The sequence below is a fragment of the Paenibacillus sp. FSL H8-0548 genome (assembly GCF_038630985.1).
Classification (GTDB): Bacteria; Bacillota; Bacilli; order Paenibacillales; family Paenibacillaceae; genus Pristimantibacillus.
Genome location: NZ_CP152049.1, coordinates 2,696,424 through 2,711,841 on the forward strand (window position 1 = coordinate 2,696,424; position 15,418 = coordinate 2,711,841).

Here is a 15,418-nt window from a genome sequence, read left to right on the forward strand (position 1 = left end):
TGTTTTTTTCTACTGTCTACTTGACAGGGAGCACTTCAATCTGAGGGCGGGCTTTTTTTATTTTATAGGAAACTATGCATTTTCCGAACCGGTTGATAACGATGCTGCGCGAGCAGCCGGAGAGCGGATAACGAAAGCTAACGGAAGCCAGCGACGCTAAAGTTGTATTTTTAGTTAGCGTCACATTTTAACGGAACAGAGAGACGCTATTCCGCAGAAATGAAGCGAGATCGTGCATGTAGGGTACAAATAGAGGCCTGTGTTTCCGTTACAATCTTGAAACGAAAAATAAAGGCGATTTAGCGTCTGTGGTTTCCGTTAGAAGTGTGAGCGGATCCGTCTGCGAATTCCAATTACCCGTAAGGGTGATTTTGTTCCGTTGTCCAGCTGCATGAAAAAGGATTAATAGGATATTTTAAACAAATGACACTGTTAATGGGGGAGGTGATGGAATGGAACAGGAAATGAAGCAAGCGGGAGATCCACTGGTCGTTAGCCTGCAAGAGAATATTCTCAAGATAAACAAATTAATGGGCCATAGCACGGATGTAGTTGTAAGGGAAATTAGATTAGGGATTTTTGACGGCTTGAAAGCATGTGTCATATTCATTGACGGGCTAATCGATTCAAGTGCGGTTAACAACTTCGTTCTAGAGTCTCTTATGCTTGATAGCGTTGATTTAGGCAGCGTTAAAACAGAAGAAGGAAATGTTCTGCAGTATTTAAAAGAGTATGTTTTGACATCCGTTTCCGTTAATGAGGATGTGGCGGATTATAATACGATGTTCACTTCTTTATTGTCCGGAGGTGTCATTTTATTAATTGATGGTCAATTATCGGGGTTCTCCATAAGCTTGAATGGCTGGAAGGAGCGCGGCATAACGGAGCCTACTTCCGAAACGGTCATTCGCGGACCCAAAGAAAGCTTTATGGAAAATATAAGGGTCAATACGGCCTTGATTCGTAGGAAAATAAAAACGCCTGATCTGAGGATGGAAACCTATAAAATCGGGATCCTGACGCAGACAGACGTAGCGATCATGTATATTAATGGAATTTCGAATAAAAAGATTGTAAATGAAGTGCGCTTAAGGCTGAAGAAGATCGACATCGACAGCATTCTTGAAAGCAGCTACATTGAAGAGCTGATACAAGACAAAGGGAAAACTCCATTTCCGACTGTGCTGAACTCAGAGAGACCGGATGTAATTGCTGCTGAACTGCTTGAGGGAAAAGTAGCGATCATCGTCGACGGAACACCTTATGTACTTGTCGTACCGGCATTATTTGTTTCCTTTATTCATTCTGCGGAAGATTATTATCATCGTGCAGATATTGGAACCTTTATTCGTCTATTACGTTATTTGGGGATATTTATCGGCTTATTCGCCCCTGCGCTATTCATTGCGATCACAACTTTTCATGTCGAATTGATTCCGCGTACACTTCTCGGGAGCCTCTCCGCGCAGCGTGAAGGCGTGCCTTTCCCAGCCTTTGTTGAAGTGTTGATTATGGAAATTACGTTTGAAATATTACGTGAAGCGGGGATTCGAATGCCGAGAAACATCGGTCAGGCAGTCTCGATTGTTGGTTCGCTAGTTATTGGGACTGCAGCCGTGCAAGCGGGTCTAATTTCTCCAGCAATGGTAATCGTGGTGTCGCTAACAGCTGTAGCCAACTTTGTTATTCCATCAAATGATATGTCCATATCGATTCGTTTATTGCGATTTCCATTTATCTTTTTGGGTGCGTCATTCGGACTATTTGGCATGAGTGTAGGATTTATTATTCTGATCCTTCATCTCACAAGCCTGCGGTCATTTGGTGTCCCTTATTTAAGTCCATTTGCACCATTTGATATGGAAGGCCAGAAAGATAGCATTTTGCGGGTACCAATCAGATCCATGCTTTTTCGTCCGAAATTAATTGCACGAAAAAATCTAAGACGACAGCGGATGCATCCTCCAAAATAACAGCAGCCTTGATGTAGAGAGCAATAGGAGGGAACATGGTGAAAAGAAAAATAAATATCATTTTATTAACGATTCTCATGTTAGCCATCATATCCGGCTGCTGGAGTCGCACGGAATTAAACGAATATTCAATTGCTGCCGGAATGGCTATCGATAAGTCTGGTGAGATGTATGAGGTATCTGTCCAAGTTTTAGAACCCAGGCAATATGAGTCTAACAAGAGCGGTGGAGCCAGCTCTTCCCCGGTAAGCCTGTTCAAAGCTAAAGGTTATTCCATTTCCGAAGCGCTTCGAAAGATGACAAAAACGAGCCCTCGAAAGATTTACTTAGGACATATACGCGTGCTTGTGATTGGTGAAAAAACGGCTCGCAATGGGATAAGTGAAATGATGGATTATTTTAGAAGGGAAATTTATTATCGTGCGGATTTTAACATCATCATTGCCAAAGACTCCACTGCAGAACAAGCTCTACTCATTATTAGTCCAATTGAAAATATTCCATCATCCAAAGTTTATCAATCACTGGAAGCATCAGATCAATATTTGTCTTCAACAAAGGGCGTGAAATTAGACGTACTTATTAAGGGCTTGCTCAGCAAGGGGCAGAGCATAGTTTTGCCGGGTATCAAACTAATTGGAGATTCGAAGAAGGGCAATTCATTGGATAATTTAAAGACGATAACAAACTCCGCTGATATTTTGTTAATCGGGTTAGGTGTATTTCAAGAAGATAAACTGATCGGTTGGTTGAATAATGAGGATAGCACCTACTTTAATTACATTACAAATAATGTAAAAAAATCAGGTCTAGTATTCAACTGCCCTGGCGAACAACATAAAATTAGCTATGCGGTAATGAACTCTAAAACTAAAGTGAAGGGAAGGGTGGAGCAGGGGGTGCCAAGCGTTGATATTTTTGTTCGAGCAGAAATAAATATCGTGGAGAGCGCCTGTCTTATCGATCTTCACCAGCCGGGAAACGTTACTGCTCTTGAGAAATCTGCCTCCAAATATGTTGAGGATTCGATAGTCGTTACGATAGAGAATGTGAAAAATAAATATAAGACCGATATATTTGGTTTCGGGAAAGTGATCCATCGTGCAGAGCCAAAAGCTTGGAAGGCATTAAGCAACAATTGGGATGATCAATTTAAAGATCTCCAAGTAACGGTTAAAGCGGAAATGAAAATCCAAAATATGGGGTCAGTCATAGATCCCATATTTAAGAAACCAGGAAAGGAATGAGTTAAGGTGTTAGCTGTCGTATGCATCGTAACGCTATCCGTGCTGGTTGCAATTATTGAAGCGCCACGCCTTATTAAGAGAAGGCTGAAGAAGGAAACGATAGTTTACTTCATCTGTTTGGGTGTGGCTGCCTTATTAAGTAGTGGTCAAGGCCTGAAGCTGAACATGCCCAATCCGCTCGATTGGATTACTTTTGTCTATAAGCCGCTGAGTGATGCTTTATTTCGAATGATAAATTAGATTTACATAACTAATCGAGGGTGAAAGCAATGGAACAAAAAAGCATGATTTCAATCAGTCAGCTAACGATATTGATGATCATGAATGTTGTCGGTAGTTCGATACTGATCTTGCCTTCACAGCTTGTTGCGGAGGCGAAGCAAGATGCATGGCTTTCATTACTGATTTCGCTCTTGTTATCTATCCTTATTGTTTGGTTATGCCTTGCCATATACAGAAAGCATCCGGGGAAAACTTTAATTCAGATATTTGAAGCGATTCTGGGCAAATGGACGGGAAAAGCGATATCCTTGCTGTTTATTATGATGTATCCGTTTTTGTTATGTGCGCTTACGCTTAGAAGCATGGGGGAATTTGTGAAAGCTCAAACGATGCCGGACACTCCTATCGAGGCAATTTATGTCGTTTTTATTATTGCTGTTATTTACGCAGTCAAGTTAGGAATAGAATCGATAGCCCGAACTGCTGAGATTTTATCTTTTATAGGATTTATGATGATCCTGTTTATGACAGCCTCTCTCATTCCTCAAATTCAGTTGGGAAATTTGCTGCCCGTCTTAGAGGGAGGATTCAAGCCAGTCGTTCAAGGCATTATTCCTTCTATGAGTTTTTCTTTTCTGGAAATGGTTCTCTTTCTGATGTTACTGCCTCATGCCAATATGCAAGCGAAGGCTGGAAAAGCGCTGCTGTTAGGTGTCATCATTGGCTGGTCACTATTGTTCACGATTACACTTCTTTCCATCCTAGTATTAGGAGTAGAAATAACGTCTAGTGAAATCTATCCAACCTTTGGTTTAGCCAAAAAGATAAGCATCGGTCATTTTTTTGAACGAGTGGAGTCGACGATTGCTTTCGCATGGTTTTTCACTTGCTTTATTCGAATTTGTATTTATTTTTATGTGATCGTTCAAGGTTTAGCACAAGCTCTAAATTTAAAAGATAAGAAGATGCTGGTTATTCCACTCGCCATTATTATCGTGAATGTTGCATTAGTTGCAGCTCCTAACACAAGCTATATTTACAATTTTGATAAAAAAATTCTTCCGTTTTTCAATCTGACTTTTGGTTTGCTCGTGCCTCTGTTTTTATGGGCAGCCTCTTTAGTTAAGAGCAATAAGAGAGCGGAATAGCAGGTTGCTTGTCTTATAAATCCGCAAGCCTTGAAGTGGAGGCGCGAACGACAAGCTCTGGTTCTAAATAAACGGTTTTATGCTGTTCCGGGCTATCGATCAGTTCGAGTAAAGTTGCCGAAATGACATCTGTTATCGTCGCTATGGCAACGCCTACTACAGTCATTGGCATACCGATATCCTCCATCTGAGGCAGGTTGTCGTAACTGACAATGGATACATCCTGCGGTACGCGAAGACCATGCTCACCGATGGCTCTGAGGATGCCGCGAGTCAAATCGATGCCGCCGCTGATGACGGCTGTAGGGCGTACTGCTCGTGCGAGCATCGTACGTGCTGCCATGTATCCATCGTGAAAATCCAAGCTATTCATCTGAAGAATCGATTCGTTCTGAAAGGGAAGGCCTAGACTAATCGTTTCTTCGCGAAAAGCTTGAATCTTGACAGTTTGCAGAGGATCATGTGACTTGGGCTCCCCGATGTAGGCAATATTCTGATGGCCAAGCTCAGCCAAATGTCGAACAGCAAGACGAATGGCTTGACCTCTGTTTACATCAACTGCGGAGTAAGACGTATAACCGGCAGCCCCATAGGTGAGAATTGGCAGCTGCTGTGGATTTATGTTGCTATAGCTGGAAATACTATTTCTGTCTCCGAAGACGAGTATGGCGTCCACCTGGTATCGGCGAAAGGTTTCGATAGCCGATTCTAAATTGCTGATGGAAAGCAGTGTGATATAACCTTTTTTCTCTAGCTGTTCGTTAATTTTTGTAATGAGAGAGGAGAGAGCCGCACGTTCAATGGATGGCCATACGACGCCAATCGCTCCACTTCTTCTGGAGACGAGACTTCGAGCAGCAATGTTGGGCTGATAGCCCATTTCCTTTGCAATAGCAAGAATATGCTGTTTGGTTTTGTTCTGTACGAGCGGACTATCTCTAAGCGCCTTAGAGACGGTAGAAAAGCTGACACCAGCTCGATCTGCGATATCTTTAATGGTTACCATGAATTCCCTCCGGCAAATGCATGTGCGAATACTCATTTATGTCGTTCACTTTATCATAGTATTATATTTTTGCAAATGAAAGCGACCTATTTTTTGGTATGGACAGCAACGAAATATTGGGATAATATTAATAAATAACAACGTTGTTAATTTGGGATGGGGAGTGGTTTGCTAATGTTTAACTTACAAGATACTGTATCAGTCGTGATCGGTGGAAATGGTGTGCTAGGCAGTGCCATGGCAGCTGCGCTTGCCGAAGCAGGATCGAAGGTCGCTGTAGTTGGCCGGGATATGGAGAAAGCTAGAGTAGTATGCGAGCAAATCGAGCAAAACGGCGGTACCGCGGTTTCTTTCCAAGCAGATGCTACTAAAAAAGACGAGCTGGAAGCCGTATTAGATCAAGTATTGCAGTGGGGTGGACGTGTCGACACTCTCATTAATGCGTCAGGTACCAATAGCACAACGCCGTTCTTTGATTTGGAAATGGAAGAATGGGATCGCATTATGGATGTTAACTTGAAAAGTGTCGTACTCGCTTGCCAGGTCTTTGGGAAAAAGATGGTTGAGCAAGGCAGCGGCGGCTCCATTATAAATATATCTTCCGTTTCATCTGAACCACCGCTCTCCAGGGTGTTTACCTATTCAGCATCCAAGGCGGGAGTTAATAGCGTAACTCAGTTTTTGGCTCGGGAATTGGCTCCTCATAACGTAAGAGTAAATGCGATCATTCCTGGTTTCTTCCCTGCCGAGCAAAACAAAAAAATTCTATCGCCGGAGCGAGTAGAATCGATTATGAAGCATACGCCAATGAATCGCTTTGGTGATCCAGCGGAGCTTAAAGGTATGGTTGTATACTTAGCCTCTGCCAAAGCATCCTCATTTGTAACAGGTGCTATGATGCGCGTAGATGGCGGATTTGGAGCAATGACGATATGAGCGATATCTTAACACAGCTTGTTGAGGGTATCCCTGTTCCTAAGCTTGTGAAAATCCGTCAATCATTTGATGCTACTATACTGGACAATCCAATTGAAGATTTAATTCAGCGACTGCGTGCAGCCGCTTCTATGTCGGAAATAAAAGCAGGACATAAGGTTGCGGTAGCTGTTGGCAGCCGGGGAATATCCCGAATCGACGAATTGACCAAAACCGTTATCGACGAGCTGAAGCGAATTGGTGCTGAGCCATTTATCGTGCCATGCATGGGTAGTCATGGTGGAGCGACTGCTGAGGGGCAAACCGAGGTGCTTGCTCATCTTGGTATCGATGAGCTGCGGATGGGCTGCCCAGTACGCTCTTCCATGGAGGTTGTGCTGCTAGAGCATCTGCCTAACGGACTTCCCATTTATTGCGACAAAATTGCAGCTACAGAGGCCGATGCTATTGTCGTCATTAACCGGATTAAGCCGCATACAGCATTTCGCGGAACGATTGAAAGCGGTATGTTCAAAATGATCTCGATCGGACTAGGAAAACAAAAGGGGGCAGAGGCTTGCCACCAGCTAGGATTTAAATATATGGCGGAGAACGTTCCAGCTATGGCTAAGGTAATGCTCCAGAAGCTCCCTATTAAATTCGGTGTAGCGATTGTCGAGAATGCCTATGACCAAATTTGTCGGATCGAGGTTCTGGACCCTGAAACGATGGAGGCAAGAGAGAAGGAGCTGTTGGTGGAGGCGAAGAGCCGGCTTCCTCAGATTCTTTTCCAAGAATTGGATGTGCTCGTCATTGATTATATCGGCAAAAACATTAGCGGAGACGGTGCAGATCCGAATATTACAGGCAGATACCCTACGCCATATGCACATGGGGGACCTGAGGTGAATAAGATGGTCGTCCTTGATCTGACTGAAGAGTCTCAAGGGAACGCTAACGGAGTAGGGACTGCTGATTTCACAACGAGTCGGTTAGTGAGCAAGACAGACTGGCCTAGCACCTATGCGAATGGACTCACATCAACCGTGTGCGCGCCTACGAAACAGGCGACAACGCTTGCGAATGATCGTGATGCTATCAAGGCAGCCATTAAAACCTGTAATATATTGGATTATACAACATGCAAGCTAGTTCGCATTCGCGATACACTTCATCTCGGCGTTATTGAAATTTCAGAGACACTTCTCGAAGAAGCTAAAGCGAATCCGCGAATTGAAATATTAGAAGGCCCTTATGAGTGGACGTTTGATGAGGAAGGATTTTTACCAAAATGAGCAAGAAAATAGAAATTGTTATTGCGATTGATATTGGAACAACGAGCACCAAGACGTTGGCTGTTGACCGTGAAGGTCATATTCACAACAGCCATTCCGTTGCCTATCCTCTGCATACGCCAAGTTCTGGGTATGCAGAGCAGGACCCGGATGTTATTTATGAGGCTGTGTTAGACGCAGTCGCAGCTGTTATGAAAAAAGGCGGCTACACCGCTGAGCAAATTGTCTGTGCCACATTCAGTTCAGCCAATCATAGCTTGATTCTGCTTGATGATCAGGAATTCCCGCTGACTCCGAGCATAACCTGGGCTGATCAGCGCAGCGCTGCGCAAGCAGAACGTTTGCTCTCTGATGGTACGGGATTGCCAATCTACTTGCGGACAGGGACACCGATTCATCCGATGTCGCCGCTCGTGAAGCTGATTTGGATGAAGGAAGAACGTCCGGATTTGTTTTTTGCAGCAAAGCAGTTTATTGGAATAAAGGAATATATATTGAATAAACTATTTGGTGTTATGGTGATGGACCATTCCATTGCTAGTGCTACGGGACTATTCAACTTGGAAACGCTGACTTGGGATAAGGAAGCGCTGCTTCTCGCAGATGTTCGCGAGGATCAATTGCCTACATTAGTTCCATCTACGGAACGGATAACGGGACTTAGGACGGAGCCAGCTGAGCGAATGGGGTTAAGCGCGAGTACGACCTTTGTTGTTGGCGCGCAGGACGGTGTGCTGGCCAATCTTGGTATTGGAGCAGTGGAAGAAGGCGTTCTGGCTGTAACGATCGGCACGAGCGGTGCTGTTCGGACGGCGACGAATAAGCCAACCGTTGACCCGGAAGGGCGTTTGTTCTGTTATGCGTTGACAGAGGAATGCTGGATTGTTGGCGGGCCTTCGAACAATGGAGCGATCGTAGCTCAGTGGATTTCGGATCGACTTTATCCGGGCAAACCATTGGATGAAGTATTGCCCTTAGCAGCATCCGTACCAGCGGGAGCGAATGGACTGCTCTTTTTACCGCTATTATCGGGAGAGAGAGCGCCGTTTTGGGATGCGCAGGCAAAAGGTGTTATGTTTGGACTGACGCTCTCGCATCTGGAGACCGATATGCTGCGCGCTGCAATGGAAGGCGTCATATTCCAAATTACAGCAATCGCTTCTCTAATGAAGCAAGCAGGAGAAAAACCTAGGGAGGTTAGAGCCTCTGGGGGCTTTGCACGTTCTACCTTATGGTGTCAAATGATGGCTGACATGCTCGGAGTACCTGTGAAGGTGCCCGTTTCAGTAGAAAGCTCCGGACTCGGCGCAGCGCAGCTTGGGCTCTACGCGATGGACGACTGCAAAGGCTCATTGCTAAGGTGGAAAGAGATGGAGGGCAGTCTCTACGAGCCGAACCTGAAAAATCATAGTTTGTATCAAGGATTGCTTCCGCTATACTTAAGCTTATACGATCGATTGAAAGAGCCGATGAGAGAAATATCTAGGCTGCAGCATGCGTCGGTTGAATGACCTTAGCTGAAGGAGGCAATTATTATGCATGATAAATACAGCAAGCTGCAAGCGGTTCTTATCGAAATGGAATCCGTCGTGGTCGCTTTCTCAGGAGGCGTTGACAGCACTTTTCTTCTGGATGCAGCCATTAAGACGCTAGGACCAGAGCGTGTTTTAGCGGTTACGGCGGACTCGGAAACGTATCCGACGGAAGAGCTGGAGGAAGCTATTGAGCTCGCGAAGAAGCTCGGCGTGACTCATAGAGTAATAGAGACTTCAGAGCTCAGTATTCCAGGTTATAAAGAGAATAATGCGAACCGTTGTTATTTTTGTAAAAAGAGCTTATTCGAGCATTTAGAGCCATTCATTAAAGATGGGGCATATCGTCATATCGTCTATGGTCTCATCGCAGATGATATGAACGAGCATAGACCAGGCGTTCAAGCGGCTAAAGAGCGCGGCGTACGGGGACCTTTGCAGGAAGTAGGGCTGTACAAGGAAGAAATCCGTGATTTATCCCGCGAGCATGGACTCCCTACATGGGATAAGCCGTCTTTTGCATGTCTCTCCTCGCGGATCGCCTATGGCGAGACGATTACGATAGAGAAGCTTGGCCGGGTTGGCGAGGCTGAACGCTATATTCGTACGCTTGGCTTTGGCCAAGTGAGAGTTAGGAGTCACGGCGATATTGCCAGAATCGAAGTGGAGCCAGCCGTTATGGAACAGCTTCTTGGTCACGCAGCTATGATTTCGCAGCGATTGAAGGAGCTAGGATATATTTATGTATCCATGGATCTTACCGGTTATCGCAGCGGCAGCATGAATAAAGTGCTTGAACGTGGAGGCTCTGCGATATGAACGAGTTTGAGGATTTAGGTTTCTGTAAGCTGGATGTAGGGCGCAATGAGCGAACAGGGCATCCAGAGGTTGTGTTTGGGCAAGGGAAAACGACGGATCAAGTGGAAACGATTTTCACTCGACTGGTGGAGATTCATGGCAGGGCTCTTGTCACCCGCGCATCTGAAGAGATGGGTGAGCGTATCCTTGCTAAATATCCGGAGGCGCGTTATGACGAAGTATCTCGCCTAATCTCCTTCGGGGAGTCTGCACGTAAGCTTCCAGGCAAGGTCGCAATTGTAACTGGCGGGACATCAGACATTCCAGTGGCTGAAGAAGCAGCGGGTACGGCTGCTTGGATGGGCTGCGAAATTGATCGGATCTATGATGTTGGCGTTGCAGGAATTGAGCGTCTGCTCAGTCAAAAGGATCGCATTAGAGAAGCTTCCGTTGTGATCGCAGTTGCAGGCATGGAGGGGGCTTTAGTCAGTGTCGTTGGAGGGCTTGTTCGCAGACCGGTTATTGCTGTACCTACGTCTGTAGGTTATGGTGCGAATTTGCAAGGAATAACAACACTTCTAGCTATGATGACCTCCTGTGCAGCCGGTGTGACCGTGGTCAACATTGACAACGGTTTCGGAGCAGGTTTTCAATCGGCAATGATATTACAACTGGTAGCGGAGGGCACTTAGAATGAGAACGGTCTATTTGGATTGTATTTCTGGCATCGCAGGCGATATGGCACTATCTGCGCTTGTTGACCTTGGCGCAGATCCCGATTATATTGTCAGTCATTTAAAGAAGCTCCCGATCGATCCCTTCACAATGGAATTCGTAAAGGTAGACCGGAGAGGCATCACTGCGAAATGGCTAAACCTAAGCTTTGAAGATAGCAATCACACGCACGAGCATACACATGAGCATTCACATGATCATGGACACACGCACGAGCATACGTATAGTCACTCACATGACGATGGACACACGCACGAGCACACACATGAGCATTCACATGATCATGGACACACGCATGAGCATACGCATAGTCACTCACATGATCATGGACACACGCATGAGCATTCGCATAGTCACGCACATGACGATGATCACTCGCACGAGCATAGAAAAGCTGCTGACATCATTCGTATGATCGAAGCTTCAGGTTTGCCGGGGCGTGTGAAAGAGAGAAGCTTGTCCATCTTTCGTTTAATTGCCGAAGCAGAAGGTAAAATTCATGGCATGGACCCTGCTGAGGTTCATTTTCACGAGGTTGGAGCGATGGATTCCATATTAGACGTTATTGGAGTTTGCTTGGCGCTTGAAAGTCTTGATGCGAGCAAAATAATCGTTTCACCCGTGCCTACAGGAACGGGCAAGCTGCGCATGGCGCATGGGTTATATCCAATTCCGGCTCCTGCAACCGCAGAGCTGCTTCGAGGCGTACCGCTATCTGCCTTTACGGCTAAAGGTGAATTGACAACGCCAACTGGTGCTGGAATTGTCAAAGCACTCGCGTCGGGATTTGGTACACTGCCAGCAGGAACGATTGATCGGATCGGCTACGGGGCGGGTACAAAAGATTTTGAACATCCAAACGTATTAAGAGCTATCTTGTATGCACCTGAGCAAGCAGAGAGCACCAAGGAGACGATTGTTGTCCTTGAGGCTCAAGTGGATGATTCCACTGGGGAAACACTCGGCTTTGCTATGGAAAGAATATTTGAAGCAGGGGCGCTTGATGTTTATTACACCCCTGTCTATATGAAAAAAAATCGGCCAGGTGTTCTCATCACGGTGTTATGCCATCCGGCCAATTGCACGCGTTGCGAGGAAGCATTGCTTGCCGAAACGTCTACCTTTGGTGTGCGTCGAAGTGAATGGCAGCGAAAAGCGCTTGAACGTCAATGGATTGAGGTAGAAACCTCATACGGCACGATAAAGGTCAAGCAAGCATTAGATGGCGGCCGAATCATTCGCCAATCGCCAGAGTTTGAGGATGCAGCTCAAGCTGCCCGAGCATTTGGAGTTCCACTTGAGGCTGTTTATCGCGCCGTATATAAACAGCTGCAGAAATAATAAGATCATCAGAAGTCTGTCAGAGTCACGGCATTGCCGTTTTTCATTAGCTTTTGCGGAGAAACGGTAAGCCGAGGGTCTTGCTGCAATAAGAAGGAATGATTGCAGCGTTTTTTAACAACGTTGTTATTATGTGAAATAGTGAAAACGGGGAGAGATTTCAATTGAGTAAACAACAAATTGGCGTTATTGGTCTTGCAGTAATGGGGAAAAACCTAGCTTTGAATTTGGAAAGCCGAGGATTTGCGGTTGCCGTTTATAATCGATCCTACGGGAAAACAGATGAATTGGTAAAGGAAGCAGCCGACCGTCAAGTATATGGCTATGAATCTTTAGAAGGATTTGTCGCTTCGCTTGAAGTCCCAAGAAAAATTTTGATCATGGTCAAAGCTGGAGATGCTACGGATGATACGATAAAGCAGCTCATTCCGCTTCTGGAGCAAGGTGATATTTTGATTGATGGAGGCAATTCCTTCTTTGTAGACACGCAGCGGAGAACGAACGAATTAGAGCCGCAGGGTATTCGCTTTATCGGTGCAGGTGTATCTGGCGGCGAGCAGGGAGCACTTGAGGGACCAGCAATTATGCCAGGAGGAACGAAGGAAGCGTATGCGCTTGTTGAACCTTTTCTAACGGCTATTTCTGCCAAGGTCGAGGGGGATGCATGCTGTACACACATCGGGCCAGACGGAGCAGGCCATTATGTCAAAATGGTGCATAACGGAATCGAGTATGGCGATATGCAGCTAATTTGCGAGGCTTACCATCTGCTTAAGGATGTGATTGGGGCTGAGGCTGAGGAGCTTCATCATATCTTTAGAGAATGGAACGAGGGTGAGCTTAACAGCTACCTGATTGAAATTACGCAGGATATTTTCACGAAGGTTGATCCGGAAACAGGCAAAAGAGTGGTTGATATTATTAAGGATTCTGCTGGTCAAAAAGGGACTGGCAAGTGGACCTCGCAAAACGCGCTCGATCTTGGCGTACCTTTGCCTGTCATCACAGAATCTGTATTTATGCGTTATTTATCTTCACTTGGTGAAGAACGCAAACGGGCAGCTGCTTTGTTTGACAAGCCAGCGGTATCTAAGTTCAGCGGCAATCGGGCAGATTTTATTGAGCTTGTACGCAAAGCGCTATACGCGAGCAAAATTTGCTCTTATGCTCAAGGTTTTGCTCAAATGAAGATGGCATCTGACACGTACGGATGGGATCTGAACTGCGGCAGCATTGCTATGATCTTCCGCGGCGGCTGTATTATCCGTGCTCAATTTCTTGAAAATATTAAAAATGCCTTCGAAGCCGATGCAAATCTACCAAATCTGCTCGTAGACAGCTATTTCAAAAACATCGTGAATGAGTACCAGCAAGCATGGCGCGAGGTCGTTGCAGCTGCAGCGCTAAATGGCATTCCAGTGCCTGCATTTGCTTCGGCTCTATCGTATTTTGATGCCTACCGTACAGAGTATCTTCCGGCTAATCTGCTGCAGGCTCAGCGTGATTATTTCGGGGCGCATACGTTTGAGCGCGTCGATAAAGCAGGTTCATATCACTATCAATGGAATAACTAGATTTAACTCTCATTATAATTCATAGGGGGAAATGAAAATGAATACTCAAACCGCAATAAACATCGCCGATCTTCGTCAGACTGTTGAACGCTTGGCTTTAAGCATGCCCGTCACCGATATGCATACGCATTTGTATGCGCCTGAATTTGGGGAGCTGCTGCTGTGGGGCATCGATGATTTGCTGACGTATCATTATTTAATTTCAGAGTCATTCAGATGGTCAGAGGAGGACTATAGCCATTTCTGGTCAATGAGCAAGCGTGAGCAAGCGGATTGGATTTGGAAACAACTATTTCTTGATCATTCCCCGGTTAGTGAGGCAGCGAGCGGATTTATTACGATCCTCAAACGCCTTGGATTTGATGTATCCTCGCGCAACCTGGACGATTACCGTCAGGCACTGGCGAATCGCACGGTGGAGGAGCAGGTCGACACGGTGATGAAGATTGCTGGTATCGAAAAAATCGTCATGACCAATGACCCATTCGATGCTGTAGAGCGTCCAGTTTGGTTATCGGGCAAAGGTAAAACAGATCCTCGTTTCTATGCGGCGCTGCGTGTTGATGCCCTGCTAAATGATTGGCCGAATGCGGTTAACGAGCTTCAAGGCCTTGGTTATGATGTACAAGCTGAGTGGACAGAGCGGACGAAGGAGGAAACTCGTCGTTTTCTATCGGAATGGATCGTACGCATGGATGCGCTCTATCTTGCTGTATCGATGCCTGGTGATTTTAAATACCCAGCGGAAGATCACAGAAGCAAGATGATTGATGAGGTTATGATTCCCGTATGCCAGACGCAAAATATTCCGTTTGCACTCATGATCGGCGTTCGAAGAAAAGTAAATCCATCACTCGGCTTAGCAGGCGATATGAGCATGCTGTCAGATGTGTCTGCAGTTGAAGCGCTATGCCGCCGTTATCCGGAGCAAAAGTTTCTTATCACGATGCTGGCAAGAGAAAACCAGCATGAATTGACGGTGCTTGCGCGTAAGTTCCGCAATTTGATGATCTTCGGCTGCTGGTGGTTTCTGCATATCGAGTCTATGGTTGAGGAAATGACGCGTTTCCGCATAGAGCTGCTAGGCACTTCTATGATCCCGCAGCATTCGGATTGCCGTGTCTTCGAGCAACTGATCTATAAATGGGAGCATTCAAGAAAAATTATCGGAAACGTACTGGCGGATAAATATGAGAAGCTGCACCAAAGCGGCTGGAGCGTCACGGAAGAGGAAATTAAACGAGATTTGAATGATATGCTGAATCGCAACTTCTGGCGTTTTCTAGGCAAATAGCCATAACGAGAAGCAGATCGGGGAAAACAGGTGCAGCCAATAATGGCTGCACCTGTTTTTAATGAATGGAAAGGCAAGGAAGTGCTGCTTCTGCAAAGGAAGCAAATTTTTTTGAAATGAGAAAAATTTGTATCCTGTATTTGCATTTCGCACTTTCTATAATGAAAGCATAGCTGATCAGCAAGACACCTTGAATGCAGCATATTCAGCGATATAAGTTATCCAAGCGGATTGTTGTAAGCGTTTTATTTAGGTTTGTACTCGCATTGTTCTTAGGTTGATTATCTTCAACATGGCAGGCAGCAAGCGAAAGCAGGCATGTCCGTGTGAAGTATCAA

Annotated in this window: 13 protein-coding genes; 12 read left to right on the forward strand and 1 reads right to left on the reverse strand. The window is 45.6% G+C overall.

The window, feature by feature from the left end; translation table 11 throughout:
* Positions 1-452 precede the first annotated feature (452 nt).
* From MHI37_RS11100 to MHI37_RS11115, 4 genes are read left to right on the forward strand one after another with little or no spacing between them, the layout of a single operon-like run.
* On the forward strand, positions 453-1,973 hold the full coding sequence (locus MHI37_RS11100) for a spore germination protein (RefSeq protein ID WP_076339438.1): 1,521 nt from the start codon (positions 453-455) through the stop codon (positions 1,971-1,973).
* A gap of 35 nt (positions 1,974-2,008) precedes the next feature.
* Entirely contained in the window at positions 2,009-3,220 is a 1,212-nt protein-coding gene (locus tag MHI37_RS11105) for a Ger(x)C family spore germination protein (RefSeq protein WP_076339439.1), read from the forward strand.
* Positions 3,221-3,226: 6 nt separating this feature from the next.
* On the forward strand, positions 3,227-3,460 hold the full coding sequence (locus MHI37_RS11110; protein ID WP_076339440.1) for a hypothetical protein: 234 nt from the start codon (positions 3,227-3,229) through the stop codon (positions 3,458-3,460).
* A gap of 29 nt (positions 3,461-3,489) precedes the next feature.
* The gene (locus MHI37_RS11115; RefSeq protein WP_076339441.1) at positions 3,490-4,590 is read left to right on the forward strand and encodes an endospore germination permease; all 1,101 of its coding nucleotides are present in this window, start codon (positions 3,490-3,492) and stop codon (positions 4,588-4,590) included.
* Between the two features lie 13 nt (positions 4,591-4,603).
* On the opposite strand, the gene MHI37_RS11120 is transcribed toward MHI37_RS11115, so the two are convergent.
* A complete protein-coding gene (locus tag MHI37_RS11120) occupies positions 4,604-5,596 on the reverse strand; it encodes a LacI family DNA-binding transcriptional regulator (RefSeq protein ID WP_076339442.1) in 993 nt (330 codons plus the stop codon).
* A gap of 168 nt (positions 5,597-5,764) precedes the next feature.
* Between MHI37_RS11120 and MHI37_RS11125 the strand changes: the two genes are divergently transcribed.
* The 8 genes from MHI37_RS11125 (at position 5,765) to MHI37_RS11160 (ending at position 15,080) form a co-directional block, all read left to right on the forward strand.
* Positions 5,765-6,532 carry an SDR family oxidoreductase gene (locus MHI37_RS11125; RefSeq protein ID WP_179090318.1) on the forward strand — a complete coding sequence of 256 codons (768 nt, stop codon included), beginning with the start codon at positions 5,765-5,767 and terminating at the stop codon, positions 6,530-6,532.
* The gene (locus MHI37_RS11130) at positions 6,529-7,806 is read left to right on the forward strand and encodes a lactate racemase domain-containing protein (protein WP_076339444.1); all 1,278 of its coding nucleotides are present in this window, start codon (positions 6,529-6,531) and stop codon (positions 7,804-7,806) included. The genes MHI37_RS11125 and MHI37_RS11130 overlap by 4 nt, the downstream gene beginning before the upstream one ends.
* Positions 7,803-9,317, forward strand: coding sequence for a gluconokinase (locus MHI37_RS11135; RefSeq protein WP_076339445.1), 1,515 nt, complete (start codon positions 7,803-7,805; stop codon positions 9,315-9,317). Before MHI37_RS11130 ends, MHI37_RS11135 begins: the two co-directional genes overlap by 4 nt.
* Positions 9,318-9,338: 21 nt before the next feature.
* Positions 9,339-10,157 (forward strand): ATP-dependent sacrificial sulfur transferase LarE, encoded by an 819-nt coding sequence (larE, locus tag MHI37_RS11140; protein ID WP_144023793.1) that lies wholly within the window; start codon positions 9,339-9,341, stop codon positions 10,155-10,157.
* Positions 10,154-10,828: a nickel pincer cofactor biosynthesis protein LarB gene (gene larB / locus MHI37_RS11145; protein WP_076339447.1), complete on the forward strand. Its 675-nt coding sequence runs from the start codon at positions 10,154-10,156 to the stop codon at positions 10,826-10,828. Before larE ends, larB begins: the two co-directional genes overlap by 4 nt.
* Before the next feature lies 1 nt (position 10,829).
* The gene (gene larC, locus MHI37_RS11150) at positions 10,830-12,212 is read left to right on the forward strand and encodes a nickel pincer cofactor biosynthesis protein LarC (protein WP_076339448.1); all 1,383 of its coding nucleotides are present in this window, start codon (positions 10,830-10,832) and stop codon (positions 12,210-12,212) included.
* Positions 12,213-12,376: 164 nt separating this feature from the next.
* Positions 12,377-13,786 carry an NADP-dependent phosphogluconate dehydrogenase gene (gndA, locus tag MHI37_RS11155; protein WP_076339449.1) on the forward strand — a complete coding sequence of 470 codons (1,410 nt, stop codon included), beginning with the start codon at positions 12,377-12,379 and terminating at the stop codon, positions 13,784-13,786.
* Between the two features lie 37 nt (positions 13,787-13,823).
* Entirely contained in the window at positions 13,824-15,080 is a 1,257-nt protein-coding gene (locus MHI37_RS11160; protein WP_076339450.1) for a glucuronate isomerase, read from the forward strand.
* The last annotated feature ends 338 nt before the right edge of the window (positions 15,081-15,418 follow it).

What these genes read in the sequence shown, in the direction of transcription:
- MHI37_RS11100 (WP_076339438.1), top strand. Translation starts at nt 453, where the DNA reads ATGGAACAGGAAATGAAGCAAGCGGGAGATCCACTGGTCGTTAGCCTG.
- MHI37_RS11105 (WP_076339439.1), top strand. Translation starts at nt 2,009, where the DNA reads ATGGTGAAAAGAAAAATAAATATCATTTTATTAACGATTCTCATGTTA.
- MHI37_RS11115 (WP_076339441.1), top strand. Translation starts at nt 3,490, where the DNA reads ATGGAACAAAAAAGCATGATTTCAATCAGTCAGCTAACGATATTGATG.
- MHI37_RS11120 (WP_076339442.1), bottom strand. Translation starts at nt 5,596, where the DNA reads ATGGTAACCATTAAAGATATCGCAGATCGAGCTGGTGTCAGCTTTTCT.
- MHI37_RS11130 (WP_076339444.1), top strand. Translation starts at nt 6,529, where the DNA reads ATGAGCGATATCTTAACACAGCTTGTTGAGGGTATCCCTGTTCCTAAG.
- MHI37_RS11135 (WP_076339445.1), top strand. Translation starts at nt 7,803, where the DNA reads ATGAGCAAGAAAATAGAAATTGTTATTGCGATTGATATTGGAACAACG.
- larB (WP_076339447.1), top strand. Translation starts at nt 10,154, where the DNA reads ATGAACGAGTTTGAGGATTTAGGTTTCTGTAAGCTGGATGTAGGGCGC.
- larC (WP_076339448.1), top strand. Translation starts at nt 10,830, where the DNA reads ATGAGAACGGTCTATTTGGATTGTATTTCTGGCATCGCAGGCGATATG.
- MHI37_RS11160 (WP_076339450.1), top strand. Translation starts at nt 13,824, where the DNA reads ATGAATACTCAAACCGCAATAAACATCGCCGATCTTCGTCAGACTGTT.